Source organism: Bradyrhizobium sp. STM 3561 (assembly GCF_045571455.1).
Lineage (GTDB): Bacteria > Pseudomonadota > Alphaproteobacteria > Rhizobiales > Xanthobacteraceae > Bradyrhizobium > Bradyrhizobium vignae.
The window spans coordinates 1,024,220-1,049,020 of record NZ_CP120695.1 but is presented as its reverse complement, the minus strand read 5'-3'; the positions used below and the strand labels follow the sequence as shown (position 1 = coordinate 1,049,020).

The following is a 24,801-nucleotide window of genomic DNA, read 5'->3' as shown; positions in this document are numbered from 1 at the left end:
TACACTTTCCGCTTTTGTTCTGCGGGAGGTGTGGATGCCGTGGAAAGCGAGTTCGGTAATGGAGGAGCGCCTTCGCTTTGTCGCCCGCCTGTTGGACGGGGAAGCCATGACGGATGTCTGCCGGGAGTTCGGCATCTCCCGTAAGACCGGCTACAAGATTTTCGATCGCTACAAGGAACATGGCCTGGAGGCGCTGAGCGACCGCTCCAGGCGGCCGGTTCGCTACGCCAATCAACTGCCGGCCCAGATCGAGACGCTGATTGTCCAGCTCAAGGCCGAGAAGCCGCATTGGGGGGCCCGCAAGATCCGCGAACTCCTGGTGCGACGGCTCGACGGCGATGTCCGGGTGCCGGCCAAAAGCACCATTCATGCGGTGCTCGATCGCCACGGCCTGGTCAGGCGGGGCGGCGGGCCGCGCCATCGCGCGCGCGGCACGTCGCTATCGCAAGGGACTGCCCCGAACGATGTCTGGTGCGCCGACTTCAAAGGCGAGTTCAAGCTTGGCAACAGCCATTACTGCTTCCCGCTGACCGTCAGCGATCATGCCGCGCGCTTCCTGCTGCTGTGCGAGGCGCTCGACTCCACGCGCGAGGAGCCTGCCATGACCGCCTTCGAGCGCCTGTTCCGCGAGCGCGGCCTGCCGCTTGCCATTCGGTCCGACAATGGCGTGCCGTTTGCCAGTCCCAATGCCTTGTTCAATCTTTCCAAGCTCTCGGTATGGTGGCTCCGCCTCGGTATCGCCATCGAGCGCATCAAGCCAGGTCATCCGCAACAAAATGGCCGGCACGAGCGCATGCACCTCACCCTCAAGAAGGAGGCCACCAGGCCGCCTGGCTTCAACAGCCTGCAACAGCAGGAGCGCTTCGATGCCTTCGTGCACGAGTTCAATACCGAGCGCCCCCACGAGGCGCTCGGCATGAAGTGCCCTGCCGAGGTCTACACGGCCTCAGCGCGGGCCTATGCCGGCCTGCCGGAGTTGAGCTATCCCTTCCACGACCGCGACGTCGTCGTCACTGCCTGCGGCCGCCTCTGCCTGCATCGCAAGAGGATCAACATCTCAACCGTCCTGGCTGGCCAGAAGCTCGGCATCAAGGAGGTCGACGAGGGCATCTGGCTCGTCAGCTTCATGCATTACGATCTCGGCTATTTCGATCTCGAACAGAAGACCTTGCAACCTCTCGACAACCCGTTCGGTCCGAGGCCCATCACCGATGTCCCCGCCACGACCACGGCGCCCTGACGGAGACGCGCTCTTGTGCATTCTTGGCATGGAAGGCCACTTGCTTGGCTCCGCTGTCGCGGTCAACCCCGAAGCCCGAAGGGGCGCGGCACGTGCGGGGTTGACGGCGATAGCGCGAGCCGAGCAAAAATAGCCGTGCCATGAATGCGTCACGCTGAAATGCAGCAGATTGCAGGCCATCTCAATTTGAAGCGAACTTGGAGCAGATGACTTTGAAACCCCGCGACAACCCGATCGGCACGAGGTTGTCACCCATCTCTTAGGTACTTTCGTTACCCATGTCTCCGGGCCGGACACTATAAAGATGGTAGCGGGGGAGGGACTCGAACCCCCGACCCCAGGATTATGATCCCCGTGCTCTAACCAGCGGCTTTTTAGCACGCGATGGCTGGGAGAACGGCGCGACCTGCATGCTTTCGACCCACGGTATCAAGTTCACGGCCTGCGGTTCGAGATGGTCGGTGACCACGTCGAGTTTCATGATGAACTCGAACAGGGTGTCGAGCTCATGGGGCTCGCAGTAGCGCTCGCTGGTCTCGCTGTCGCCGCCATGCCCGAGAAGGTCCGCGCGGTCCTCCTTTGACAGCAGCTTCTTCTTCAGCTGCGCGCCGAAGAGATGGCGCACGGCATGCGCGCCCAGCCCCTCTTCGGTGATTTTAGCTGCCGTGAGGATCGGCTTGAACAGCTTGTAGAAGCGATTGCCGAGTGGCGACCGGGTGCTGGGAGAGTATAGATCAGGGAAGAGGAGCTTGTATCCGAGCGCCCTGATCTTCCTGACATAATCGAGGAAGCCCAACCGGATCAGCTCCGGATGGAGGGGGATGTTTCGCTTCGATTGGGCGTTCTTGATGCGCCGCTGCTCATTGGCCCCGATGTGGATGTACGGTATGCACCTCTCGCGATCGAAGATGATGTCGTCCACCATCGCACCGCAAAGCTCCTCGCGCCGCGCACCGGAGTAGTAGATGAGGATCGGAACGAAGTAGAGCGCGCAATGGAAGATCAGAGCCCCACCCTGCTCGCCCCACTTCCCGAGATCGTCCCAGCCGGCGCAGTTGATGAACGGCGGCGTCTGAAAGATCGCCTTCGCGCTGTCGATGGGGAGCTTGCGCCTCTCGTCGCGGGCGCGCTTGTTCTTGCTGCGGCTCTTTGCGCGCAGTTTGGTCAGATCGATGCTTTCCAGGCTCTTCACACCGCGCGCGATGGCGTGGTCGAAGATCTGGCCGAGGAAGGTCGCATGGCGATTGAGCGTGCCGCCACCGATCCCACGCTTGGCCTGCACGACGGATCGCCCCTTCTCGCGAAGCTGCTCGATCGTCAGTTGCTCGTCCCGCGTCGACTTGCCGTAGTGCTTGTAGATGTCGAAACGCAAGAAATCGACGAACTTGCCGACGTGTTGCTGACGCAGCAGGCCGAGATCGAGAATGCGCTGATCCTGGACCATGAACTTGACGAACAGGTTTGCGATGCTCTTCGCCTGCTGCTGGGTTTTTTCGTCCCAGTGCTCGTCCGCGTCATTCTGCTGGACGACGCGGTCAGCAAATTGGGCGAAGTCGGCCATCGGAATGAACTGCGGGATCGTGGGAGCGTCGACCTTCGGTGGATCGGCGGGGCGATCCACCGAACGATTCACAATCGATGAAGCCGGCGTCGGTGGATCGCTCTCGGCGAGCATCATGCGATCCACCAGCCCGTCGTCCTCGATCCTCGCTCCACCGTAGCGCCGGTCGGACTGGGCCAGCGCCAGCTTCATCCCGCGAAGATAGGTCCCCTGGGCCACGGCGAGATTCATGGCGGTCGGCTTTGCCGCGACGCCCTCGATCATGCCCCGCAGGATGTAGTGCTTCGTCGGGACGAGTTCGTTGACGCGGAGCATGGCCAGGTGGTCCTGGACCGCCTCGATGTCGAGCTCGGAGAGCCCGTCGGCGGCCATGCGCTCGCGATCCTCGTCGCGTACGACGGCCGTGACGCCCTGGGCGTCCAACAGCGCATAAGCCCAATAAGCCCTTTTGTCGTAGGCTTTCGCCTGGGCGACGTCGAAGCCGGGCCCGCTCTTGGCTGCAAGGGCCACCCGGTCGAGCTTGGCCAGATGCCGGTCGACGACGGCATGGAGCATTGTCTCGATTTGAGATCGCGTCAGATGCGGGTCGGCGCCGTCGGCAAACATCGCGATGTCGTCCAAGGTCAGGTTGAGTTGGGTGGCCAGGCGACGGGCGGCAAGGCGGCTCGTCGTCCGAAGGCTCATGGAAACATGCGGGCGGCCGAAGCGAATGGCAAGCGCACGAGGGGTCCGGCGCCGCCAGTAGTAGACCGCTTCGCGGCGAAAGATGTGGAAAGCCATGGTTCGACCGACACCCTGTGCAGCAGGAATGTGTCGCAGAGCTGTGCCTCAGCTCCCCAGCCAGGCCGAATTCATCAGGATTTTCAGGCGCGGAGGGCTCTCTGGCTGGGGCGGGAGGGATCGAACCTCCGAATGGCGGAATCAAAATCCGCTGCCTTACCGCTTGGCTACGCCCCAACAGACGGCGAACGGGGTAGAACCGGCTACCGCAGATTCCCGTCGGTGGCAGCCGGTCTATAGGGAGCGGCGCGTCATTTCAACCGTCTGGAAGGGCAAAATACCCTTGGCCCAGTCCGCCGGCGGCCCACACACTATTCCGAGCCCCAATGGCCGCCCCGTTCCGGCCCAGCCATCCCGACGTCCACCCAGTTGAGACCGCCCCCGTTTCATGGGAATACGGCGCCAACAATTGTCCTCGGGAGTGAGCCATGACCTACCGCGCGCCGATTTCTGACATGCTGCTGTCGCTCAACCATGGCGCGGGCCTCAAGGCCGCCGTGGAGGCCGGCCATTATGGCGATTTCGACGCCGACCTCGCGGCCGCCGTGCTTGAGGAAGCCGGCAAGTTCGCATCCGACGTCCTGGCGCCGCTCAACAAGGTCGGCGACGAGCACGGCATCAAGCTCGAGGGCGGCAAGGTGACGACCGCGCCGGGCTGGCCTGACGCCTACAAGCGCTGGACCGAGGGCGGCTGGAACGCGGTGTCCGGCCCCGAAGATTTCGGCGGCCAGGGCCTGCCGCTCGCGATCAACGCCGCCTGCACCGAGATCTGGAGCGCGGCCAATGTCGCCTTCGGCCTCTGCCCGCTGCTGACGGCATCGGCGATCGAGGCGCTGGACGCGCATGGCAGCGACGAGCTGAAGAAGATCTATCTCGAAAAGCTCGTCTCCGGCGAATGGACCGGCACGATGCAGCTGACCGAGCCGCAGGCCGGCTCCGACGTCGGCGCGCTGCGCACCCGCGCCGAAAAGCAGCCCGACGGCACCTATCGCATCAAGGGGACGAAGATCTTCATCACCTATGGCGAGCACGACATGACCGACAACATCGTGCATTTCGTGCTGGCGCGTCTGCCCGATGCGCCCGCCGGCACCAAGGGCATCTCGCTGTTCCTCGTGCCCAAGTTCATGGTCAATAAGGACGGCTCGCTCGGGCAGCGCAACGACATCTATGCGAGCGGTGTCGAGCACAAGCTGGGCATGCATGCTTCGCCGACCTGCACCATGACCATGGGCGATCATGGCGGCGCCATCGGCTTCCTGATCGGCGAAGAGAACCAGGGCATGCGCTGCATGTTCACGATGATGAACCAGGCCCGCCTCGGCGTCGGCCTGGAAGGCGTCGGCGTTGCCGACCGCGCTTACCAGCAGGCGTTGTCGTATGCGCAGGAGCGCAAGCAGGGCCGCGCCGTCGGCAAGACGGACGACGGCTCGGATGCGATCTTCGTGCATCCCGACGTCAAACGCATGCTGATGCGGATGCGGGCGCAGACTGCGGCCGCGCGCACCATCTGCTATGCGACCGCAGTCGCCATCGACGTCTCGACGCGCGCCAAGGACGCGAAGGTGCGCGCCGATGCGGCGGCACGCGCGGCGCTGCTGACGCCGATGGCCAAGGCCTATTCCACCGATATCGGCAACGAGGTCGCCTATCTCGGCGTGCAGGTGCATGGCGGCATGGGCTTCATCGAGGAGACCGGCGCGGCCCAGCACTACCGCGATGCCCGGATCACCGCGATCTACGAGGGCACCAACGGCATCCAGGCGATCGATCTCGTCACGCGCAAGCTCGCGGCCAATGGCGGCGCGGCGGTGTGGGCGCTGCTCGACGAGCTCTCCGCGACCGTCAAGCAGGTCGAGGCCTCCAACGATCCCGGTTTCGGCACCACGGGTGCGAAGCTGCGCGAGGCGCTGGAGGCAGTCACGCGCACCAGCAAATGGCTGCTGGAGCGCGTTGCCTCCGCACCAAACGAGGCGCTTGCGGGTGCGACGCCCTACTTGCAACAGTTCGGCGCGACGCTCGGCGGCTGCCTGCTCGCCTCCGAGGCGCTCGCCGCCAAGGCCGAAGCCAATACGGACGCTGCGCGCTACGTCGCGCTCGCGCGCTTCTTTGCCGAGAACATCGCGGTGCAGGCGGGAGCGCTCGAGCGCACCGTGACGGAGAGCGCGGAGTCGGTCGCGGCGGCGGACGCGGTGCTGCTGGGGTAAGTGGGCGCGTCGCTCTTGATCCGTCATCCTGAGGTGCGAGGCTCGGGATGCGAACGCATCGCGAGCCTCGAAGGATGAACGGCCGGGATGCAGCTGGGCCGTCGCCCTTCGAGGGCCGCTGAACAAGCGGCCACCTCAGGGCAACGTTGATAAATTTGGCGTTTCCTCCGCTCTTCTCCCCGGCCGCCACAGCACGACTCCGGCCGCCACGAGATCGAGCACGACGCACATCGCAAACGCCGTCGTGTAATTGCCCGTGAGGCTGCGCACGAGACCGACGATGCCAGGGCCGAAGGCGCTGACGATGCCGCTGATCGAGGTGCCCAGTCCCATTGCGGCGGCGAAGGCGGCAGCGCCGATCTCGCGCTGGATGATCAAGGGCGGGAACGTGATCATGTTGCCGATTGAAAAGCCGTAAACGGCACAGCAGGCCAGCAGAACGGTCGGACTCGTGCTTTGGAGAAGCACGAACAGTGCCGCCGCCTGGCTCGTCATCGACGCCGCACAGGCGAGCCGCGGATCGAGCCGGTCGACGAACAGGCCAAGCGACAGGCGGCCGACGATCGCCATCGCCGCCATGATGGTCACGGCGAGGCCGGCACTGGCGCGCCCGATCAGCGGCTCCAGAAACGTCACCTGGTGGATGATGAATCCCATCTGCGCCAGCAGCGCGATCGCGATCGGCAGCACCATGGTCCAGAACGCCGCATTGGCGAGCAACGCTTTGCGGGGATGGCTTGGTGCGGCCGCACCGCCGGCGCGCGGACGCCCGCCCGATGCCAGCGACATCCCGGTGGGCCAGCCGATGCAGGTCACGACCACCGGCAGCACCAGCACCATCATCGCGAGCGTGGCCGCCAGCATCGCGGAACGGAAGCCGATGCTGCCGGTCAGCGACAGCAGCAGCGGCGCGAGGATGATGCCGCCGCAGGTCGCGCCGTTGAAGGCGAGGCTGAGCGCGAGCCCGCGCCGGCGCTCGAACCAGGAATTCAGCAGGATCGCAATCACAACGGTGCCCATACCGGTCCAACCGACCGACATCAGCGCATAAGCGAGATAGAGCTGCCATGGCGTCTGCATCAGCGCCAGCAGCACCGTCGAGGCGCCGAGCGCCATCAGGCCGCACAGGATCAGCGAGCGCAACCCGATTCGCTCGAGCAGACCATCGGTGAAGACGACCAGCACGGAGGTCAGGAGAAACGAGAAGGTGCTGGCCGCGGAAACCAGCGTGCCCGGCCAGCCATGGGCACGCTGCAGCTCGGCGAGATAGACCCCCTGGCCGTAGAGCCCGAAACCGAACATGAAGAAGGCCATCAGGAAGCAGGCCAGCACGACGCGCCAGCCGCGGTAGTGCAGCGAGGATTCGTCAATATGGGTTGCCGCAATCGTCAAATCGGGCAGTCCATCGAATGGAACGGGCGCCGGATCGTGCCCCACAACCACCGGTTTTTCAAATGAAACATTGTAGCCAATTGTTGCGAGACGCGACGGCGGCAGGTGCCATGCATCAAACTCATGGGAATTCGCCGCCGAAAGATTGAGCGAGCGCATTGGCACGCCTGTGAGATGATGTAGGCTGTTGCTTCGCGACACTCGCGAGCGGCAAGCGCCGCGGCGCGCAGGGGGGCTCTCATGCCGAATGGCAACATCATCGTCACCGAAGAGCGCGGAACGCGCGTTATCACCCTGCGCCGTCCGGGCAAGAAGAACGCGATCACCCAGGACATGTACCGGGAGATGAGCCGCGCGATCGACACCGCCCAGAACAATCCGGACATCCGCTGCATGATCATCACCGGCGGCTCCGGCGTCTTCACCGCCGGGGACGACATCGACGATTTTCTCCACGCCGACGCATCGCGCCCCGAGATGCTGTCGAACGGCGCCAAATTCCTCTATTCCCTCGCCCTCAATGCCAAGCCGATCATCGCAGCCGTCGACGGCGCCTCGATCGGGATGGGCACCGTGATGTTGTTCCACTGCGACTATGTGCTGGCCTCGAACGCTGCGACCTTCTCCGCACCTTACATCCATCTCGGGCTCGTGCCGGTCGGTGCCGCCAGCCTCCTGATGCCGAGCACGATGGGCTACCAGCGCGCCTTCGCGCTGCTGGTGATGGGCCGGACCTTCACCGCCGCGGAGGCGCAGGCCGCAGGCTTCGTCAACACCGTGGTCTCGCCGGGACACACCGAGGTCGAGGCGCGCAAGGTGGCGCGCGAGATCTGCCGGCTGCCGGCCGAGGCCGTCGCAACCTCGCGCAAGCTGCTGCGCGCCCCGCCAGAGGAGTTGACCCGCCGCATCGACCAGGAAGGTCATCTGTTCGGCGAGCGACTGAAGTCGGATGAGGCGATTGCCGCGTTCAACGCGTTCGCGAACAGGAAGAAGCGGTAGGCCCCTCCTCCCTCTCTCCTTGTGGGCCAGCGGCGAGACGGGTGAGGGGTATGTCTCCGCGAGCGTTGCCGCATCGAGGGCTCGGAGAGAGGCCCCTCATCCGTCGCGGACTTCGTCCGCGCCACCTTTTCCCACAAGGAAAGAAGGAAGAAAGTGCGGCACGTTCACGACAAATGCTTCGTGAAATCTTCGCGCGGACCGACTAGGGTCTGTACCTAATTAGCGATCTCTGATTCCTTCGCACCAAGTTGATTCGGGATGGGGGACTTCGGTGCGCAAAGGGCTGTTCTGGCTGAACGACAAGCAGTGGGCTCAGATCGAGCCGCATCTGCCAACGAACCAGACCGGCCCGGCGCGCGATGACGATCGACGCATCATCAGCGGTATCATTCACATGCTTCAGTGCGGCGCACGCTGGCGCGATTGCCCGCCCGACTATGGTCCTTACACGACGATCTACAATCGTTTCAATCGCTGGGCTAAGCGCGGACATTGGCAGCGATCTTTGAAGCGCTCGCCCGCTGCGGCAAGGATGGCGTGACCTTGTCCATCGACTCCACCTCGATCAAGGCGCATCGCTCGGCGAGCGGTGGAAAAGGGGGGAGCATGAACAGGCGATCGGACGCTCGCGCGGTGGGCGGACCACGAAAATCCACGCGCTGAGCGACCCTGATTGCAGACCTTGCGCATTTCATCTCACTCCGGGACAAGACGCAGATATTGCCGCAGGGCCGGCCCTTTTGAAACTCGCGCCGCCCATGTCTGCCCTCATTGGGGACAAAGGCTACGATGGCGACGGCTTTCGCGCCGAAATCGCCAATCGCGGCGCAAAGCCCGTCATTCCAAACAAATCCAACAGGGTGACCCTCCACACCTTCAGCAAACGCGCCTACAAAGGGCGCAATGTTATCGAGCGCTGTTTCTGCCGGCTCAAGGATTTCAGGCGTGTCGCAACTCGCTACGACAAACTTGCCAGGAACTTCTTGGCTGCCGTGCACCTCGCCGCCATCGTCGCCTATTGGATCAATTGAGTCTGAACCCTAGCACTACTTTGGCAGATTGTGTTTTCGCCGCTGTTTTTCACGGATTTGCCTTCGGCAATATGGGCAATGCTGAGACGGCGGCCGAAGGATGAGATCAACGATGGCGTGACGTACGGCTGGCATGGTTGGCTGAGGCGGAGGCCCGTAGATTCTTTTTCCGCCCCGCGTATGCGAGGCGACGATGTTGCAGGAAGGCGTAGGCAATCATTGTCATCAGGGCGTGGCGATGAAGACCTTGCCATGATCGCCCTTCGAAGTGATCAAGTCCAAGTTCCTCCTTCAACTGCTGATGCGCCTGCTCACAAATCCACCGTGCCTTGATGGTGGCGGCCAGCGTGCGCAGATCCGTCGCCGCCGGAAGATTGGCCAGATAGTATTTCTTCTCCCCGGACGCACGTTGCTCGCCAATGAGCCAGGCTTCGTCGCCTGGGAGATGCTGCTGACCTTTATCCCATATCCGCTGCGGAGGGCCGTCGGCGGTCCGGACACGGACCGCAGCAAATTGGGCTTTAAGCCGACCTTTCGTCCCGCTACGCCAACTCACGGTTTTCCATTTGGCGCCGGCCAGCATTTGCTCGGCCGCAATTGATAAGATATCGGGCACGTGGTGCTTTCGTGGTTTCCCGCGGGCTTTGGTAATCGGCCAAATGAGCTTCACATCGACCGGATACACTTTCAGGTGCCGCGGGATTCCGACAGCCCAGACCAGCCCGCGCTCTGTTAGCCCTTGTCGAAACGGTGCGCTGAGGCCGTATCCTGCATCCGCCAGCACATATCCAAAGCGCACGTTGGCTGCTATCGCGCGGTCAATCTCGGCCAAAGCAATCTCCGGCTTGGACCGTGGCGTTCGATGTTCGACTGGCACGCGAGCGCGCTTCAAACGAGATTCGTCGCTTATCCAACTGTCAGGCAGAAAGAGACGTAACGCGACCATCACGGGTACTTCGCCGCTCGCAAGCGTCAAAGACACCAGTGTTTGGCAATTTGCCGTTTTACCGAGAGCCGAGGCGTATTGAGCCGCAACACCGACCGAGCGCTCACCCTTCTTGGGAAGTGAGGTGTCATCAATAACCAGCACCGCATCCCTGCCGCCGACAAGTCGGTCCGCCTGGTTGAGCAACTCTGTCTCCAGCGGCGTCGCGTCCCAGACACCGTCCGCAATGAAATGGTGCAACTGGTCGTAGGTGCTGGTGGCAAGGCGTTCCGCCATCGGCTGAACGCTCTTACGATCGCCGGGACCGATCAATCCCGCAACATACAGAGGACACATCCGCTGCCGGGTTTTATGACCCAGTCGGTCCAAGAACGGCATCAGCCAGCGTTCGAGTTCGTCTTCCCATCCCGGCATGGTCAGCCCTCCAAGAGCCGACCACCCATGAATCATTGAAAAATTGATTCGGGAATCCTATAAAACGCGCCAAAATCAACAATCTGCCAAAGTAGTGCTAGTGTCGGTTCCATGCGATACCGATCCATTCTCGCCGCGCTCGCGCTGACCTGCGCCCTTCCCGCCTCTGCCCAGACCGCGGCCCCCGTCGAGCTGCGCATTCTCGCGATCAACGATTTCCACGGCAATCTGCGGCCGCCGCCGGGCAGCATCCGCATCAATGACCCTGAGGACAAGACCAAGAAAGTGATGGTGGCGGCCGGCGGCGCCGAGTACATGGCGACACTGGTGAAGCAGCTGCGCGAAGGGCGCAAGAACACCATCTTCGTCGCGGCCGGCGATCTGATCGGCGCGAGCCCGTTCCTGTCGGCGATGTTCCACGACGAGCCCTCGATCGAGTCGCTCTCGATGATGGGCCTTGCGATCAGCTCGGTCGGCAATCACGAATTCGACGAGGGCAAGGCCGAACTCTTGCGGATGCAGAACGGCGGCTGCCATCCGGTCGACGGCTGCCAGGGACCGCATCCCTTCACGGGCGCCAGATTCCGTTACCTCGCGGCGTCCACCGTCGAGACCGCGACCGGCAAGAGCGTGCTGCCGCCCTACGAGATCAGGGAGTTCGACGGCATCCCCGTCGCCTTCATCGGGCTGACGTTGAAGGAAACCGCCGGCATCGTCTCGCCAGCGGGCATTGCCGGACTCGAATTCCGCGACGAGGCCGAGACGGTGAACGCGCTCGTGCCGCAGCTGAAGGCGCGCGGCGTCGAAGCGATCGTGGTGCTGATCCATCAGGGCGGCGAACCCGCCGGCGACTACAATGAATGCCCTGCCATCACGGGTCCGATCGTCGATATCGTCAAGAAGTTCGACCGCGCCGTCGACGTCGTCGTCAGCGGCCACACCCACCGCGCCTATGTCTGCGATATCGACGGACGGCTCATCACCAGCGGCGACAAATTCGGCACGCTGGTCACCGCGATCGACCTCAAGCTCGATCCCACAACGCGCGACATCGTCGGCGCCAAGGCCGAGAATGTCATCGTCGCCAACGCTTCGCTGGCCAAGGATCCCGAGCAGACCGCATTGATCGACGCCTACGACAAGCTCTCTGCGCCGATCGCCAACCGGCCGGCCGGTTCGGTGACGCAGACGCTGTCGCGCGTGCCGAACGAGTCCGGCGAAAGCGCGCTTGGCGATATCATTGCCGACGCCCAATTGCTCGCAACCCGCGATGCGAAGGATGGCAGCGCTGTCATCGCGCTCACCAATCCCGGCGGCATCCGCACCGACATCGTTCCGAAGGAGAATGGCGCGATCACGTTCGGCGATGTCTTTGCCAGCCAGCCGTTCCGCAACCGCCTCGTTACCATGACGCTGACGGGCAGCCAGCTCAAGGACATGCTCGAGCAGCAATGGCTGGACCCGAAGCGGCCGCGGATTCTCCAGGTGTCGAACGGGTTCAGCTATACCTGGGATGCATCAAAGCCATTCGGCGAGCGCGTCAGCCTCGAGAACATGACGCTCAACGGCAGGCCGATCGAAGCTGGAAGCGGCTACCGCGTCACGCTCAACGATTACCTCGCCGTCGGCGGAGACGGGTTTACCGTCGCCAAGCAGGGCACGGCGCCGCAATATGGCGGCTACGACGCGGACGCGCTGTTCGCGTTTTTCCGGGCGCACGGGCCGATCGGCCCGCTACCGCCCACCCGCATCCTGCGCGTGAATTGATCCGGATCAAACGGGCGGCCCTTTGCCATTCCCGGCCAAGCGCTTAGATTGGGTTTTGCATTGCGTTTTGGCGCCCGATGCGCCAACCACGTCAAAAGCCCGCATCCCATGAGGCCGACCTGATGAGCACGCTTCTCCTTTCCCACAAGGCCTGCCTCGACCATGTCACGCCGCCGGGACACCCCGAGAGGCCGGATCGTCTGCGCGCGGTGGAAGAAGCTTTGTCGCACGAGCGCTTCCAGTTCCTGGCGCGCGAGGAAGCGCCGGAGGGCGATCTCGATCTCGTCACGCTCTGCCACAACGAGCATTACGTCACCGAGCTGCGCCACATCGCCCCGACGAGCGGGCAGGTCTATATCGACGGCGACACCTCGATGTCGCCGGGCACCTGGGAGGCGGTGATGCGCGGCGTCGGCGGTGCGGTAGCGGCGACCGAAGCGGTGATGGCGGGCCAGCATCGCAACGCATTCGTCGCGGTGCGCCCGCCCGGCCATCATGCCGAGATCGGCAAGCCGATGGGCTTCTGCTTCTTCGACAACGTCGCTATCGCCGCGCGCCATGCCCAGCGCAAATACGGCATCAAGCGGGCGGCCATCGTCGATTTCGACGTGCATCACGGCAACGGCACGCAGGACATCTTCTGGTCGGACCCGACCGTGATGTACTGCTCGACGCACCAGATGCCGCTGTTTCCAGGGACCGGCGCGAAGAGCGAGCGCGGCGACCACGACACCATCGTCAATGCGCCGCTCGCCTCCGAGGACGGCGGCCCGGAATTCCGCTCCGCGTTCGAGAATCTGATCCTGCCGCACCTCGAAAAATTCAGCCCCGAGTTCCTGATCATCTCCGCGGGCTTCGACGCACACTATCGCGATCCGCTGGCTTCGCTGAACCTGCGCGCGGAGGATTATGCCTGGGTGACGCGCAAGCTGATGGATCTCGCCGACAAGACCGCCGGAGGCCGCATTGTTTCGGTGCTCGAGGGCGGCTATGACCTGCAAGGACTGAAAGAATCTGTTACGGCGCATGTCGGCGCCCTGATGGGCGCTTGACGCACCCGCCACATTACGCCCGCAAAACTCTGCTTTCTCCAAGGTGAAGGCGAATCGGGCAATCGGAAACGGATATGGCTGAAAATACTCAAATCGACGTCTCCAGGCTCACCTTCGAGCGCGCGATCGAGGAACTCGAAACGATCGTGAAGCGGCTCGAAGAGGGCAAGGTGCCGCTTGAGGAATCCGTGACGATCTACGAGCGCGGCGAGGCCCTGAAGCGGCGCTGCGAGGAATTGCTGCGCCAAGCCGAGGCGCGCGTCGACAAGATCACCACCGATGCCAGCGGCCAGGCCACGGGCACTGCTCCGCTCGACGTCCAGTAATCGTCCGGAGTGAAGCCTAGACTTTCCCGCTCAGTCGCCCGACGACGCAGGGCCCCCGCGAGACGCCTTCAGGGGCGCGTGGACGCCGCTTCGTTTTCAGGATTGCACGGCGCCGTTCTCGAAAGGCATCGCGGTTTCCGTGCCGGCGGATCGATGCCGTCCCCTTCTAGAATCGGCCGTTGAGGGCGAAAAAGCTCTCATTCAGGCCAAAAAAGCCTGCCAGGGAACGAGCAGGGCCGGAGCCACTTATCCCGGGCTACGGTTAACCAATGTGGCCCGCCAGTTACACCTGCATACCCACAATCGGTCCGGCGGGTTGGCTTTGGCCCAAGCTTTGGTGTAAAGCTGCGCGGAGTGTGGCTTTTTGCAAGCCTTGCGTGGGCACCAATCACCGACGACAAGCGCTTCAAATTGCTAATGAAATTGGCTTGGGACGGACGAAGCCGATCTGAGTGACAGGGATCACAGAGACTGAACCGGAGCGCACCTAAGCTTACCTAAGCTTGAAGACGGGGCATTCCCCGTGCAGGTGGCTCCGACGGTTTGAGGACTCGCGCTGCGCCGATATTGTGCAAACCCATCGCGCACCGGAATGACCTTCCGGCGCTGACAAATTGGAAATCGCCGTGAACGCATACAGTAAGACGCCGCTTCTCGACACCATCCGGACGCCGGAAGACCTGCGCAAGCTCAAGGTCGAGCAGATTCGCCAGGTGGCCGACGAGCTGCGGCAGGAGACCATCGATGCAGTCTCGGTGACCGGCGGTCACTTCGGCGCAGGCCTCGGCGTGGTCGAGCTCACAACCGCGATCCACTACGTCTTTGACACGCCGCGCGATCGGCTGATCTGGGACGTCGGCCACCAGGCCTATCCGCACAAGATCCTCACCGGCCGGCGCGACCGCATTCGCACGCTGCGCACCGGCGGCGGCCTGTCCGGCTTCACCAAGCGCAGCGAGAGCGACTACGATCCGTTCGGCGCGGCGCATTCCTCGACCTCGATCTCCGCCGGCCTCGGCATGGCCGTGGCGCGCGACCTCTCCGGCGGCAAGAACAACGTCATCGCCGTGATCGGTGACGGCGCGATGTCGGCCGGCATGGCCTATGAGGCCATGAACAATGCCGGTGCGATGAACTCGCGCCTGATCGTCATCCTCAACGACAACGACATGTCGATCGCGCCGCCGGTCGGCGCCATGAGTGCCTATCTGTCGCGGCTCTACTCGGGCAAGACCTATCGCACGCTGCGCGATGCCGCCAAGCAGATCAACAAGCGCCTGCCCAAGATCCTCGCCAACCGCGCCAATCGCGTCGAAGAATATTCCCGCGGCTTCATGATGGACGGCGGCACGCTGTTCGAGGAGCTCGGCTTCTACTATGTCGGCCCGATCGATGGCCACAATCTCGACCATCTGCTGCCCGTGCTGAAGAACGTCCGCGACATGGAGACCGGCCCGATCCTGGTCCATGTCGTGACGCAGAAGGGCAAGGGCTACGGCCCGGCGGAAGCGTCCGCGGACAAGTACCATGCCGTCGTCAAGTTCGACGTTGCGACCGGCACCCAGGCCAAGGCCAAGCCGAACGCGCCTGCCTATCAGAACGTATTCGGCCAGAGCCTCGTCAAGGAAGCGCAGAAGGACGACAAGATCGTCGCCATCACCGCGGCGATGCCGTCGGGCACCGGCGTCGACATCTTCAACAAGGCCTTCCCCGACCGCACCTTCGACGTCGGCATCGCCGAGCAGCACGCGGTGACGTTCGCCGCCGGTCTTGCGACCGAAGGCTACAAGCCGTTCTGCGCGATCTACTCGACCTTCCTGCAGCGCGGCTACGATCAGATCGTGCATGACGTCGCGATCCAGAGTCTGCCTGTCCGCTTCGCGATCGACCGCGCGGGCCTCGTCGGCGCCGACGGCGCGACCCATGCCGGCTCGTTCGACAACGCCTATCTCGGCTGCCTGCCGAACATGGTGATCATGGCGGCGGCAGATGAGGCCGAGCTCGTGCACATGGTGGCGACCCAGGTCGCGATCAACGACCGTCCGAGCTCGCTGCGCTATCCGCGCGGCGAAGGTCGAGGCGTCGAGATGCCCGAGGTCGGCATTCCGCTCGAGATCGGCAAGGGCCGCATGATCCGCCAGGGCAGCAAGATCGCCCTGCTCTCCTTCGGCACCCGCCTCGCCGAATGCGAGAAGGCCGCTGATGAGCTTGCCGCCCACGGCCTGTCGACCACGATCGCCGATGCGCGCTTCATGAAGCCGCTCGACACCGAGCTGGTGCTCAAGCTCGCGCGCGACCACGAGATCCTGATCACGATCGAAGAAGGCTCGATCGGCGGCTTCGGCTCGCATGTCGCGCAGTTCCTGACGGACCAGGGCGTGCTCGATACGGGCATGGTCAAGTTCCGCTCGATGGTGCTGCCCGACGTGTTCCAGGACCACGACACGCCGGCGGCGATGTACGCCCGCGCCGGCCTCGACGCCAAGGGCATCGTCGCCAAGGTGTTCGAGGCGCTCGGCAAGGATGTGAAGACCGAGACGGTCAAGCTGGCCTGATGGTTTCACCTCTTCCGCTTCTCTTGCGGGAGAGGTGACGCTCAGCTTCGGGTGAGGGCTTTCTCCTGTAGAAGGTTCTTCCTCGCGGAGACACCCTCTCCCTGAGCCTTCCCCGCAAGCGAGGGAGGGAGCAGAGCATGCGCCGTGGCGCAGATCTCGATCCCAGCACTTCTCGCTTCATGAAAATGTCGGCCGTGTTCAGCCAACCGCTGGTGGTGCCGGTCATGATACCTCCATCGATGTCCAGCACGATCTGCCGAGTTCGAGGCTTGAGTCCGGATGGCGGCAGCGCGATTGATCGCTACATTAAAGCGCGATGAGATTTGGATGAATCGTCATCGCGCTTTAGCTTGTTGTTTACGCATGATCTTTCCGGAAAACCGCTTCGCACTTTTCCGGATCATGCTTTAGCGTTTCACCGCCCCGGAGATCCGATGCCCCGTCCCCGCAAGCGCGCTGATACATTGCTGGTCGAGCGCGGCCTGTTCGAGAGCCGGGCGCGTGCACGCGCGGCGATCGAAGCCGGGCTCGTCACGGCTGACGACAAGCAGGTTTCGAAACCGTCGGAGACGATCGCTGAGGACGCGGTGATCCAGGCCGAGCCCGCGCACCCCTACGTCTCCCGCGGCGGCGTCAAGCTCGCCGGAGCGCTGGAGCGCTACCCGATTGATATCGAGGACCATGTCTGCCTCGACGTCGGCGCCTCCACCGGAGGCTTCACCGAGGTGCTGCTGGCGAACGGCGCCAGCCTGGTGTTCGCAATCGATGTCGGCAGCAGCCAGCTGCATCCCTCGCTGCGCGATCATCCCAAGATCGTCTCGATGGAGGAGACCGACATCCGCAGTTACGAGGGCAAGCGCCTGCCGGCGCGGCCCGATGTGGTCGTCATCGATGTCAGCTTCATCTCGCTGAAGGCGGTGCTGCCGGTGGCACTGTCGCTGGCGGCCGCGCCGATGAGCCTGTTGGCGCTGATCAAGCCGCAATTCGAGGCGGACCGGAAGCACAACAAGAAGGGCATCATCCGCAACGCCGCCGTGCACCAGGAGATCTGCGACGACATCGCGGCCTTTGCCGCTTCGCTCGGCTGCACAGACATCGAGGTGTTCCCCTCCTCGATCACCGGCGGTGACGGCAATATCGAATTCTTTCTGGGCGCGCGCCGTGGTTGAACGGCTGACCATCGATCATGTCGGCCATCGCGGCGACGGCGTCAGCCTCGACGCCGGCGAAGCAATCTACGTGCCCTACACGCTCGGCGGTGAGACTGTCGAAGTCGATCACGTCGTGGGCCACCATCCCGACCGCCGCAAGCTGCTCGCGGTGGAGGTCGCAAGTCCCGAACGCATCGCGCCATTCTGTCCGCATTTCGGCGTCTGTGGCGGCTGCGCCATCCAGCATTGGGCGGCCGAGCCGTATCGCGCCTGGAAACGCGATATCGTGGTGGACACGCTGGCGCAGGCCGGCGTCGATTGCGAGGTGGCGCCGCTGGTCGATGCCCACGGCGCCGGACGCCGCCGCATCACGCTGCACGGCCGGTTCGGCACGCATGACATCCTCAAGGTCGGCTTCTCCGCAGCGAGCTCGCATGACGTCATTCCGATTCATCGCTGTCCCATCCTCGATCCCACACTCGAGGGGGCGCTCGATGCCGCCTGGGCACTGGCCGAGCCGCTGACCTCCAAGATGCCGGTGACGAAGCCGCTCGACATCCAGGTCACTGCGACCGCCAACGGCCTCGACGTCGACGTGCGCGGCTCCGGCCCGCTGCCCACGCCGCTGGTCGCGGCGCTGTCGCGCGTCGCCGAGCAGCATCGCCTGGCACGACTGACGCGGCACGGCGAGCTGGTGCTGCAGCGCCTGCCACCGACGGTGAAGATGGGCCGCGCGGAGGTGACGCTGCCGCCAGGTTCATTCCTGCAGGCGACGGTGGCGGGCGAGGAGACGCTTGCGGCGCTCGTCACTGAGCGCATCGGCAAAGCCAAGGAGGTCGCCGATCTCTTCTGCGGCGTCGGCCCGTTCGCTCTGCGGCTCGCCGAGAAGGCCCGCGTCACCGCCTATGACAGCGACGCCGGTGCCATCGCGGCCCTCACGAAAGCCGCGCGCACACCGGGCCTGAAGCCGATCAGGTGCGAGCCGCGCGATCTGTTCCGCCGCCCCCTGGTGCCGCAGGAGCTGCGCGACTTCGACGCCGTGGTGTTCGACCCGCCGCGCCAGGGCGCGCAGGCGCAGGCGCTCAAGCTCGCCGCGAGCAAGGTGCCCGTCGTGGTCGCTGTGTCCTGCAACGCCGCAACCTTTGCCCGCGACGCGCGGCTGCTGATGGACGGAGGCTATCGGCTGGAAGCGGTGGTGCCGGTCGATCAGTTCCGCCACACGCCGCACGTGGAGCTGGTGGCACGGTTCAGCCGATGACGCCGGACTCTACTGTTCGAGCATGATCTTTCCGGAAAACCGCTGCACACTTTTCCGGATCATGCTCTACGCCGACGGCTCGAATTGCGGCTGCCATCGCAACAGGTAGGACTGCAGCGAGCGCACCGCGATCGCCAGCAGGATCCCGACGAACATCATGACGAAGATGGCGACCATCATCTCGCTGGCATTGGCGCGGGCCTCGGCCTCGATGATGAGCTTGCCGAGCCCGCGTTCGGCGCCGATGAATTCTCCGACGATGACGCCGATCAGCGCAAACGACACCGCCGGCAGCAGCGACGCAAACACCCAGGCGAGCGCGGAGGGAATCACGACCGTGCGCAGCACCGTGAATTCGCTGGCGCCGAGCAGACGGGCGGCGGCGATCTGATCGCGGTCGACCGCACGCGTTCCCTCAAAGGTGTTGAAGAACACCACGAAGAACACGACGAGCCATGCCGTCGCGATCTTGGAGAGATCGCCGAGGCCGAAGATCAGGATGACGAGGGGCACCAGCGCGATGCGCGGTATCGAGTTGAGCGCCACGATGTAGGGTCCGAACACGCGGGCAAGGAAGTCCGAACGGCCGAGGACCAGGCCGGCCGCGATGCCGCTCGCCGAGCCGAACAGAAAGCCCCACCAGGTGTTCTTCAGGGTGACGAGCGTCGCAAGCCACAGATTGTTGTCGCTACCCGTGATGCAGGCGGAAAAGCCGGCCGCGTCGGAGAAGCAGCCAAGCCGCAGAAAACTTTGCCAGATCAGCGATGGCCTGGCGACGAAATAGGGATCGAGGATCTTCGGCACGTAGGCCTTCGGCAGCAGCGCCCTGCTCCATTCGAAGCCCCACTGCCAGATGACGAGAATGGCTGCGAGAATGGCCAGTTGCCAGAGCAGGATGACGGTGCGGCTGTTGGACATGATCAGTCGGCCCTGGTGCGGCGGAATTCTTCGCCGAGGGAATGCCAGATGTGGGAATAGAGGCGGCCGAACTCGGCGGTCTCGCGCACGGCCACGGGATCGCGCGGGCGCGGGATGGCGACGTCGAAATCTTCCTTGAGACGCCCGGGCCGCGCCGACAGCAGGATGATACGGCTCGCCAGCGTCAACGCTTCGCCGAGATCGTGCGTCACGAACAGCACGGTCTGCCGCTCGCGCTCCCAGATCTCCAGCAGCGTCTTGTGCATCTCGAGCTTGGTGTGGGTATCGAGCGCACCGAACGGCTCGTCCATGAGCAGGATCTCGGGCTCCAGGATCAGCGTGCGCATCAAGGCGACGCGCTGGCGCATGCCGCCGGACAGCATGCGCGGAAAGCTCTGCGCAAAGCCCGAGAGGCCGGCTTTCTCGACGGCCGAAGCAACGCGGCCTGCTCGCTCGGTCTTCGGCAGTCCCGCGATCTCCAGCCCATAACCGATGTTCTGCTCCACGGTTCGCCACGGGAACAGCGTATCGCGCTGGAAGACATAACCCACCCTGGGGTTGACCTTGCCGGTCTCCACCGTGTCCTCGTCGATCAGGATGCGCCCGCCCGAGCGCGGCAGCAGCCCCGCGACCATGTTGAGAATGGTGCTCTTGCCGCAGCCGGATGGACCGAGCAGCGCGACGAATTCGCCCTGCTTGACCTCGAAGGACACGTCATCCACCGCGACGAACTCGCGTCCGGACGCGTTGAAGCGCTTGGCAAGCCCCTGCACGGCAATGCGAGTGCGCGCCGCCGCTGCTGGAACGTCGCCGCGCGCGAGCGCGAGGCCCTGGCCTGGCGGGGCGATCATTTGTATTTCGCCCTGGCCGTCTGAAGGAAGCTCATGTCGACGACATCCTCGTACCTGGTCTCGGGAATGTCGGTCCCCTTGCGGTACCAGGGCTTGGCGCCGCGTTCGAACGAAGCCTTGTCGATGACGCCGTCATAGGCCCAGGTCGACTTGTCGAATCCGAGCTCGGCGCTGACCGCGTCCGGATCTATCCCTGAGAAATATTTCGGCGTGACCAGCGCCTGCACCTCCGCGAGCGGCGTTGCCTTCACAAAGGCCATGGCGCGATAGATCGCGTTGACATAGGCCTGCACCATCGCCTTGTCCTGCTCGACCGTGTCCTGGAGCGTGTAGATCACCAGCACGGGCAGCGTCCCGCCGAAATCCTTTTCAAACACGCCCGGCTTGGACGTGTCGTAGATCGTTTTGCCAAAGCCCTTTTTCTCGACCTCGACGATCCAGCTCGGCGGCGCCATGATGGCGTCGAACTGCTTGGTCTGCAGCGAAGGGAACATCGTGTTGGGCCCGCCGCCTGCGACCCAGTTCACCTTGCTGCTCAGCCCGCGCGCCTCGAACACATAAGTGCCGAACACCCAGGTGCCGGATCCGATGGCGGTCGCGGCGACGATCGGCTTGGCGCCATCCGCGCGCTTATAGTCCGCGAGCTTCTCGACCGAATTGATGCCGCTGTCATAGAGGTCCTGCCGGACCATGATGTTGGCGTAGGAGCATACCATCTCGGTCGCGAGCAGGATCTTGCACGGCTTCCCGCGCGCACCGAGCTGAAGTGGATGGCTGGCGTCACCGTGGGCGAACAGCGCCTGCCCTGCCGCCAACGTCTGGCGGCCGAATGTGCCGGCATTGCCGGTAACGAGCTTGGAATCGAGCCCTTCGTCCTTGAAGTACCCCTTCAGCTCCGCGATCATGCCGATGGCGTAGACCGGCGACACCGGCCCGAAGGCGAGCGAGACCTGCTTGGCCTCGGCGCGCAGCTGCCCCGGCAGCAGCGATGCGCCGGCCCATGCTGAGCCCGCGATCAGCGCCTGGCGCCTTGTCATGCTCATGTGCTCCTCCTCCCTTGGTTCTGCTCGATCGCGCCGATCGGTCAGGGCGGCGCGACCTTGACCGTCCCTGCTTGTCGCAGTGCTTCGATCTCATTCGGCGACATGCCGATCTCGCTCAGGATCTCACTGCTATGTTCGCCGATCCCGGGAGGATCGTAGCGGTTGGGCAGGCGCCTTCCATCCATGGAAATCGGCAATAGCGGCGTCTTGGCCTCGCGACCGTCGGGAAGCCGAATGTCGGTCAGGCCACCCGAACGGTTGAGATGCGGATCCTCGAAGAGATCGCCGGGCTTGTTCACCGGTGCATAAGGCAGATCGAGCTGCTCGAGGCGCGTGGCGAGATCGGCCTTGTCCCATTGCTCGAAAATCTTCGCGATCTCGGGGATCAGCCAGCTGCGATGATCGACGCGGTCGTTGCTCGTCGCAAAGCGCGGATCAGAGAGCCAGGCTTCGCGATCGAAGGCGCGGCAGAACGCTTCCCATTGCTCTTCACCGACGATGGTGACGAACAGTTTAGAGCCGTCCCGGGTGTCGAAGAGATCGTAGACCGGCCACGGGCTATCCTTGATCGAATACGGGATCGAGGGCTGACCGCTGACCACCTCGCACATCATGGCCTGCGCCATCAGGAACACGTTGTTCTCGTACAGCGCACTCTGGATGTAGCGGCCGCGGCCGGTGCGCTGCCGCTCGGCCAGCGCGGCCTGGATCGCGATCACGCCGAACATTCCGCCCATGACATCGTTGACCGAGGCGCCGGCGCGCATGGGACGGTCGGGCAAGCCGGTCATATAGGCGAGGCCGCCCATCATCTGCACGACTTCGTCGAGCGCCAGGCGGTTCTCGTACGGGCCGGGCAGATAGCCCTTGAGCGAGCAATAGATCAGGCGTGGTGCAAAGGCCGCGACACTCTCGTAGTCGAGGCCGATCCGCTTCAACAGGCCCGGCCGGAAGTTCTCGATCAGGACGTCGCTGTTCTCGATCAGCCTGCGCGCCACGTCCTGACCTTCCGCAGTCGACGTATCCAGCGCGATGCTGCGCTTGTTGCGGCTGTAGGTCGCAAAGAAGCCGGCGGCGGGCCCTTTGAAGGTGCGGGTGCGGTCCCCCTTGGGCGGCTCGACCTTGATCACGTCGGCGCCGAGATCGGCGAGGATCAGGCCGCAGCTCGGCCCCATCACCATCTGGCTGAACTCGATCACCCGAATGCCCGCCAGCGGACGAAGCTCCGATGCGGTCTCACGCGCAGCCATGGTCATGCCGCGCTCCGCAGGACCTTGGGAACACCGGCCTCGTGCAGATGCCCGGTCAAATGTTTTGCCGGGATATGGCGGGCGAGAATCTCGCGCGTCTGCATCAGGCGATCGAGGTCGATGCCGGTCGAAAGTCCCATGCGCTCCAGCATGAACACCAGATCCTCGGTGACGATGTTGCCGCGCGCGCCGGGAGCAAAGGGACAGCCACCGAGGCCGGACACTGCGGCATCGAAGCGGCGAATGCCCGCTTCGAGGCCGGCGACGGCATTGGCAAGGCCGGCCCCGAGCGTATCGTGCAGATGCAGCCGCAGCGTCATTTGTGACCCGACCTCGCGCTGTACGCCAGCAACGATCTGCCGGATCGATTTCGGCGTCGCATAGCCGACGGTGTCGGCAAGCCCGATCTCATCGGCTTGGGCTTCAGCAAAACCGCGTGCCACACGGCATACGGCCGATTCGCTCACCTCACCTTCCAGCGAGCAACCGAAGGAGGTGGAGATCGCGCCCATCAAGAACGGCCGCTGATCCGCTGGCCGGGCGTCGATCGCGGCGCGGACCGCGCGAAATCCCTCGATCTGCTCTTCTATCGTGCGGCGCACGTTGGCGCGATTGTGCGTTTCGCTCGCCGAGATGACGAAATAGACGGCGTTGACGCCGGCCGCGATGGCGCGCTCGGCGCCCTTCTGGTTCGGCACCAGCGCGCCGATGGTCGCCGATTTGTGCGTGAGCGCATGCGCCATCACCACGTCGACGTCGGCGAATTGCGGCACGACCTTCGCCGGGACAAAGGAGCCGGCATCGATCTCGCGTACGCCCGCAGCGGCGATCGTGTCGATCAACGCGCATTTGGCTTCGGTCGGAACGAAGGTGTCCAGGTTCTGGAGACCATCGCGGGGAGCGACCTCGCAAATGTGGACATCGGGCGTGCTCGCCATCTGGGCTCTCCCCTGATAGATTGTATATTATTGCATAAAAGAACAATCCGTGGGACAGTCTGTCAAGCCCTAAAGCTTGCGTGCACTGCAATGATCGCATCCGATAGTTCCCGACAGCGCAACGAGAAGAACGGTTCCGAGCGCGCCGAACATCTCGCCGGCCTGATCATGGCGCTCGCCCGCCGCGAGGGCATGAAAGCCGGCGACCGCCTGATCGAACAACGGCTTGCGGACGCGCTGGACCTTTCACGCGCGCCGATCCGGCTCGGCCTGAAGGCCCTGGAAGCGGCGGGGCTAGCGCGCGGCGAACCGCATCGCGGCTTCGTGCTGGCCAAGAATCCCACCAGCGGCGCCGCCCAGCCGGCGCTCGCGGCCGTCAGGCGCAACGAGCAGGTATATGCGACCATTGCAGGCGATGTGCTCGCGAGCCGACTCCCGGCCAACGTCACGGAGGCTGAGCTGATGCGCCGCTACGGTCTGAGCCGGGCCGAGCTGCAGCGGCTGTTCGACCGCATCGCCGCCGAGGGCTGGATCGCACGCCTGCCCGGCTATGGCTGGCGCTTCGCGGAGACGGTCTCGAGTCCCGAAGCTCAAGCGCAGGCCAAGGCCTTTCGCGCGGTGATCGAGCCGGCGGCGATCTTGCTGCCCGGCTTTGCGCTGCCGCAGGAGGTGATCATTCGCTTGCGCGAACGCCAACAGCGCGTCTTCGACGGCGAACTCGAGAAGATGACGATCGGCGAGATCTTTCACTCCGGCTGCGAATTCCATGAAGAGATCGTCCGTGGCGCCGGCAATCCATTCTTCCTCGAAGCGCTCAAGCGCGTGAACTCGATCAGGCGCCTGTTCGCCTATCGCAGCTTCACCGATCGCGATGGCATGCGGCGCCATGTGCGCGAGCATCTGCGCCTGCTCGACGTTCTGGAAACCCGACGCTACGCCAAGGCGGCGGACCTGATGGCCAGGCACTTGCAACGCCCGCTGGTGGCGGGCGTGTCGTGATGCTCAAACCGAAATTACCTGGCACGCTGTCATGAGCCGAAGGTCGCGGCGATCCTGACAATCGAACGCGCCGCGATCGCTGGGGTCGCCAACTATGCGCTCGAGGGCAACTCGGCGCAAATG

General features: G+C 64.1%; 19 protein-coding genes, 1 tRNA gene and 1 pseudogene. 12 read left to right on the top strand and 9 right to left on the bottom strand.

Features of this window, described 5'->3' with window-relative positions:
* Positions 1-34: 34 nt before the first annotated feature.
* Positions 35-1,240, top strand: a complete 1,206-nt coding sequence (locus P6U28_RS04640) for an integrase core domain-containing protein (RefSeq protein WP_122400437.1) — start codon at positions 35-37, stop codon at positions 1,238-1,240.
* 343 nt (positions 1,241-1,583) lie between these two features.
* Here P6U28_RS04640 and P6U28_RS04635 read toward each other — a convergent pair whose 3' ends face one another.
* A complete protein-coding gene (locus P6U28_RS04635; protein WP_407121839.1) occupies positions 1,584-3,581 on the bottom strand; it encodes a DUF6538 domain-containing protein in 1,998 nt (665 codons plus the stop codon).
* A 102-nt stretch (positions 3,582-3,683) separates the two neighbouring features.
* Positions 3,684-3,758 (bottom strand) — tRNA-Gln (locus P6U28_RS04630).
* A gap of 251 nt (positions 3,759-4,009) precedes the next feature.
* Here P6U28_RS04630 and P6U28_RS04625 point away from each other — a divergent pair.
* The gene (locus P6U28_RS04625; RefSeq protein WP_407121838.1) at positions 4,010-5,788 is read left to right on the top strand and encodes an acyl-CoA dehydrogenase; all 1,779 of its coding nucleotides are present in this window, start codon (positions 4,010-4,012) and stop codon (positions 5,786-5,788) included.
* Between the two features lie 135 nt (positions 5,789-5,923).
* Here P6U28_RS04625 and P6U28_RS04620 read toward each other — a convergent pair whose 3' ends face one another.
* The gene (locus P6U28_RS04620; RefSeq protein ID WP_407121837.1) at positions 5,924-7,231 is read right to left on the bottom strand and encodes an MFS transporter; all 1,308 of its coding nucleotides are present in this window, start codon (positions 7,229-7,231) and stop codon (positions 5,924-5,926) included.
* A 189-nt stretch (positions 7,232-7,420) separates the two neighbouring features.
* Between P6U28_RS04620 and P6U28_RS04615 the strand changes: the two genes are divergently transcribed.
* Positions 7,421-8,179, top strand: coding sequence for an enoyl-CoA hydratase-related protein (locus P6U28_RS04615; RefSeq protein ID WP_129143870.1), 759 nt, complete (start codon positions 7,421-7,423; stop codon positions 8,177-8,179).
* A gap of 271 nt (positions 8,180-8,450) precedes the next feature.
* Positions 8,451-9,210, top strand: a pseudogene (locus tag P6U28_RS04610) (IS5 family transposase).
* A gap of 106 nt (positions 9,211-9,316) precedes the next feature.
* On the opposite strand, the gene P6U28_RS04605 reads toward P6U28_RS04610, so the two are convergent.
* Positions 9,317-10,606, bottom strand: coding sequence for an IS701 family transposase (locus P6U28_RS04605; protein WP_407121836.1), 1,290 nt, complete (start codon positions 10,604-10,606; stop codon positions 9,317-9,319).
* A 75-nt stretch (positions 10,607-10,681) separates the two neighbouring features.
* Here P6U28_RS04605 and P6U28_RS04600 point away from each other — a divergent pair, with 75 nt between their 5' ends.
* The 7 genes from P6U28_RS04600 to P6U28_RS04570 all read left to right on the top strand — a co-directional run bounded on the left by P6U28_RS04600 (position 10,682) and on the right by P6U28_RS04570 (position 18,679).
* On the top strand, positions 10,682-12,337 hold the full coding sequence (locus P6U28_RS04600) for a bifunctional metallophosphatase/5'-nucleotidase (RefSeq protein ID WP_407121835.1): 1,656 nt from the start codon (positions 10,682-10,684) through the stop codon (positions 12,335-12,337).
* A 122-nt stretch (positions 12,338-12,459) separates the two neighbouring features.
* Complete coding sequence (locus P6U28_RS04595) at positions 12,460-13,389, top strand: histone deacetylase family protein (RefSeq protein ID WP_407121834.1); 930 nt, start codon at positions 12,460-12,462, stop codon at positions 13,387-13,389.
* Positions 13,390-13,463: 74 nt separating this feature from the next.
* Positions 13,464-13,715, top strand: coding sequence for an exodeoxyribonuclease VII small subunit (locus tag P6U28_RS04590; protein WP_122404671.1), 252 nt, complete (start codon positions 13,464-13,466; stop codon positions 13,713-13,715).
* Positions 13,716-14,341: 626 nt separating this feature from the next.
* Positions 14,342-16,270 (top strand): 1-deoxy-D-xylulose-5-phosphate synthase, encoded by a 1,929-nt coding sequence (gene dxs / locus P6U28_RS04585; RefSeq protein ID WP_122406805.1) that lies wholly within the window; start codon positions 14,342-14,344, stop codon positions 16,268-16,270.
* A 137-nt stretch (positions 16,271-16,407) separates the two neighbouring features.
* Complete coding sequence (locus P6U28_RS04580) at positions 16,408-16,590, top strand: hypothetical protein (protein WP_129143873.1); 183 nt, start codon at positions 16,408-16,410, stop codon at positions 16,588-16,590.
* A gap of 114 nt (positions 16,591-16,704) precedes the next feature.
* Entirely contained in the window at positions 16,705-17,439 is a 735-nt protein-coding gene (locus P6U28_RS04575) for a TlyA family RNA methyltransferase (protein WP_129143874.1), read from the top strand.
* Positions 17,432-18,679: a class I SAM-dependent RNA methyltransferase gene (locus P6U28_RS04570; RefSeq protein ID WP_122404673.1), complete on the top strand. Its 1,248-nt coding sequence runs from the start codon at positions 17,432-17,434 to the stop codon at positions 18,677-18,679. Before P6U28_RS04575 ends, P6U28_RS04570 begins: the two co-directional genes overlap by 8 nt.
* A gap of 66 nt (positions 18,680-18,745) precedes the next feature.
* On the opposite strand, the gene P6U28_RS04565 is transcribed toward P6U28_RS04570, so the two are convergent.
* From P6U28_RS04565 to P6U28_RS04545, 5 genes are read right to left on the bottom strand one after another with little or no spacing between them, the layout of a single operon-like run.
* A complete protein-coding gene (locus P6U28_RS04565; RefSeq protein WP_209294406.1) occupies positions 18,746-19,597 on the bottom strand; it encodes an ABC transporter permease in 852 nt (283 codons plus the stop codon).
* 2 nt (positions 19,598-19,599) lie between these two features.
* Positions 19,600-20,448 carry an ABC transporter ATP-binding protein gene (locus P6U28_RS04560; protein WP_129143876.1) on the bottom strand — a complete coding sequence of 283 codons (849 nt, stop codon included), beginning with the start codon at positions 20,446-20,448 and terminating at the stop codon, positions 19,600-19,602.
* Complete coding sequence (locus P6U28_RS04555) at positions 20,445-21,491, bottom strand: ABC transporter substrate-binding protein (RefSeq protein ID WP_122404676.1); 1,047 nt, start codon at positions 21,489-21,491, stop codon at positions 20,445-20,447. Before P6U28_RS04555 ends, P6U28_RS04560 begins: the two co-directional genes overlap by 4 nt.
* 41 nt (positions 21,492-21,532) lie before the next feature.
* Positions 21,533-22,747 carry a CaiB/BaiF CoA-transferase family protein gene (locus P6U28_RS04550; protein ID WP_129143877.1) on the bottom strand — a complete coding sequence of 405 codons (1,215 nt, stop codon included), beginning with the start codon at positions 22,745-22,747 and terminating at the stop codon, positions 21,533-21,535.
* Positions 22,744-23,679 carry a hydroxymethylglutaryl-CoA lyase gene (locus tag P6U28_RS04545; RefSeq protein WP_129143878.1) on the bottom strand — a complete coding sequence of 312 codons (936 nt, stop codon included), beginning with the start codon at positions 23,677-23,679 and terminating at the stop codon, positions 22,744-22,746. The genes P6U28_RS04550 and P6U28_RS04545 overlap by 4 nt, the downstream gene beginning before the upstream one ends.
* On the opposite strand from P6U28_RS04545, the gene P6U28_RS04540 reads away from it, so the two are divergent.
* A complete protein-coding gene (locus tag P6U28_RS04540; protein ID WP_407121833.1) occupies positions 23,656-24,678 on the top strand; it encodes an FCD domain-containing protein in 1,023 nt (340 codons plus the stop codon). The genes P6U28_RS04545 and P6U28_RS04540 overlap by 24 nt on opposite strands.
* The last annotated feature ends 123 nt before the right edge of the window (positions 24,679-24,801 follow it).

Excerpts from the sequence above, each read along its gene's own strand:
- P6U28_RS04640 (WP_122400437.1), top strand. The coding sequence starts at position 35 with ATGCCGTGGAAAGCGAGTTCGGTAATGGAGGAGCGCCTTCGCTTTGTC.
- P6U28_RS04635 (WP_407121839.1), bottom strand. The coding sequence starts at position 3,581 with ATGGCTTTCCACATCTTTCGCCGCGAAGCGGTCTACTACTGGCGGCGC.
- P6U28_RS04625 (WP_407121838.1), top strand. The coding sequence starts at position 4,010 with ATGACCTACCGCGCGCCGATTTCTGACATGCTGCTGTCGCTCAACCAT.
- P6U28_RS04615 (WP_129143870.1), top strand. The coding sequence starts at position 7,421 with ATGCCGAATGGCAACATCATCGTCACCGAAGAGCGCGGAACGCGCGTT.
- P6U28_RS04605 (WP_407121836.1), bottom strand. The coding sequence starts at position 10,606 with ATGATTCATGGGTGGTCGGCTCTTGGAGGGCTGACCATGCCGGGATGG.
- P6U28_RS04600 (WP_407121835.1), top strand. The coding sequence starts at position 10,682 with ATGCGATACCGATCCATTCTCGCCGCGCTCGCGCTGACCTGCGCCCTT.
- P6U28_RS04595 (WP_407121834.1), top strand. The coding sequence starts at position 12,460 with ATGAGCACGCTTCTCCTTTCCCACAAGGCCTGCCTCGACCATGTCACG.
- P6U28_RS04590 (WP_122404671.1), top strand. The coding sequence starts at position 13,464 with ATGGCTGAAAATACTCAAATCGACGTCTCCAGGCTCACCTTCGAGCGC.
- P6U28_RS04580 (WP_129143873.1), top strand. The coding sequence starts at position 16,408 with ATGCGCCGTGGCGCAGATCTCGATCCCAGCACTTCTCGCTTCATGAAA.
- P6U28_RS04575 (WP_129143874.1), top strand. The coding sequence starts at position 16,705 with ATGCCCCGTCCCCGCAAGCGCGCTGATACATTGCTGGTCGAGCGCGGC.
- P6U28_RS04565 (WP_209294406.1), bottom strand. The coding sequence starts at position 19,597 with ATGTCCAACAGCCGCACCGTCATCCTGCTCTGGCAACTGGCCATTCTC.
- P6U28_RS04560 (WP_129143876.1), bottom strand. The coding sequence starts at position 20,448 with ATGATCGCCCCGCCAGGCCAGGGCCTCGCGCTCGCGCGCGGCGACGTT.
- P6U28_RS04555 (WP_122404676.1), bottom strand. The coding sequence starts at position 21,491 with ATGAGCATGACAAGGCGCCAGGCGCTGATCGCGGGCTCAGCATGGGCC.
- P6U28_RS04550 (WP_129143877.1), bottom strand. The coding sequence starts at position 22,747 with ATGACCATGGCTGCGCGTGAGACCGCATCGGAGCTTCGTCCGCTGGCG.
- P6U28_RS04545 (WP_129143878.1), bottom strand. The coding sequence starts at position 23,679 with ATGGCGAGCACGCCCGATGTCCACATTTGCGAGGTCGCTCCCCGCGAT.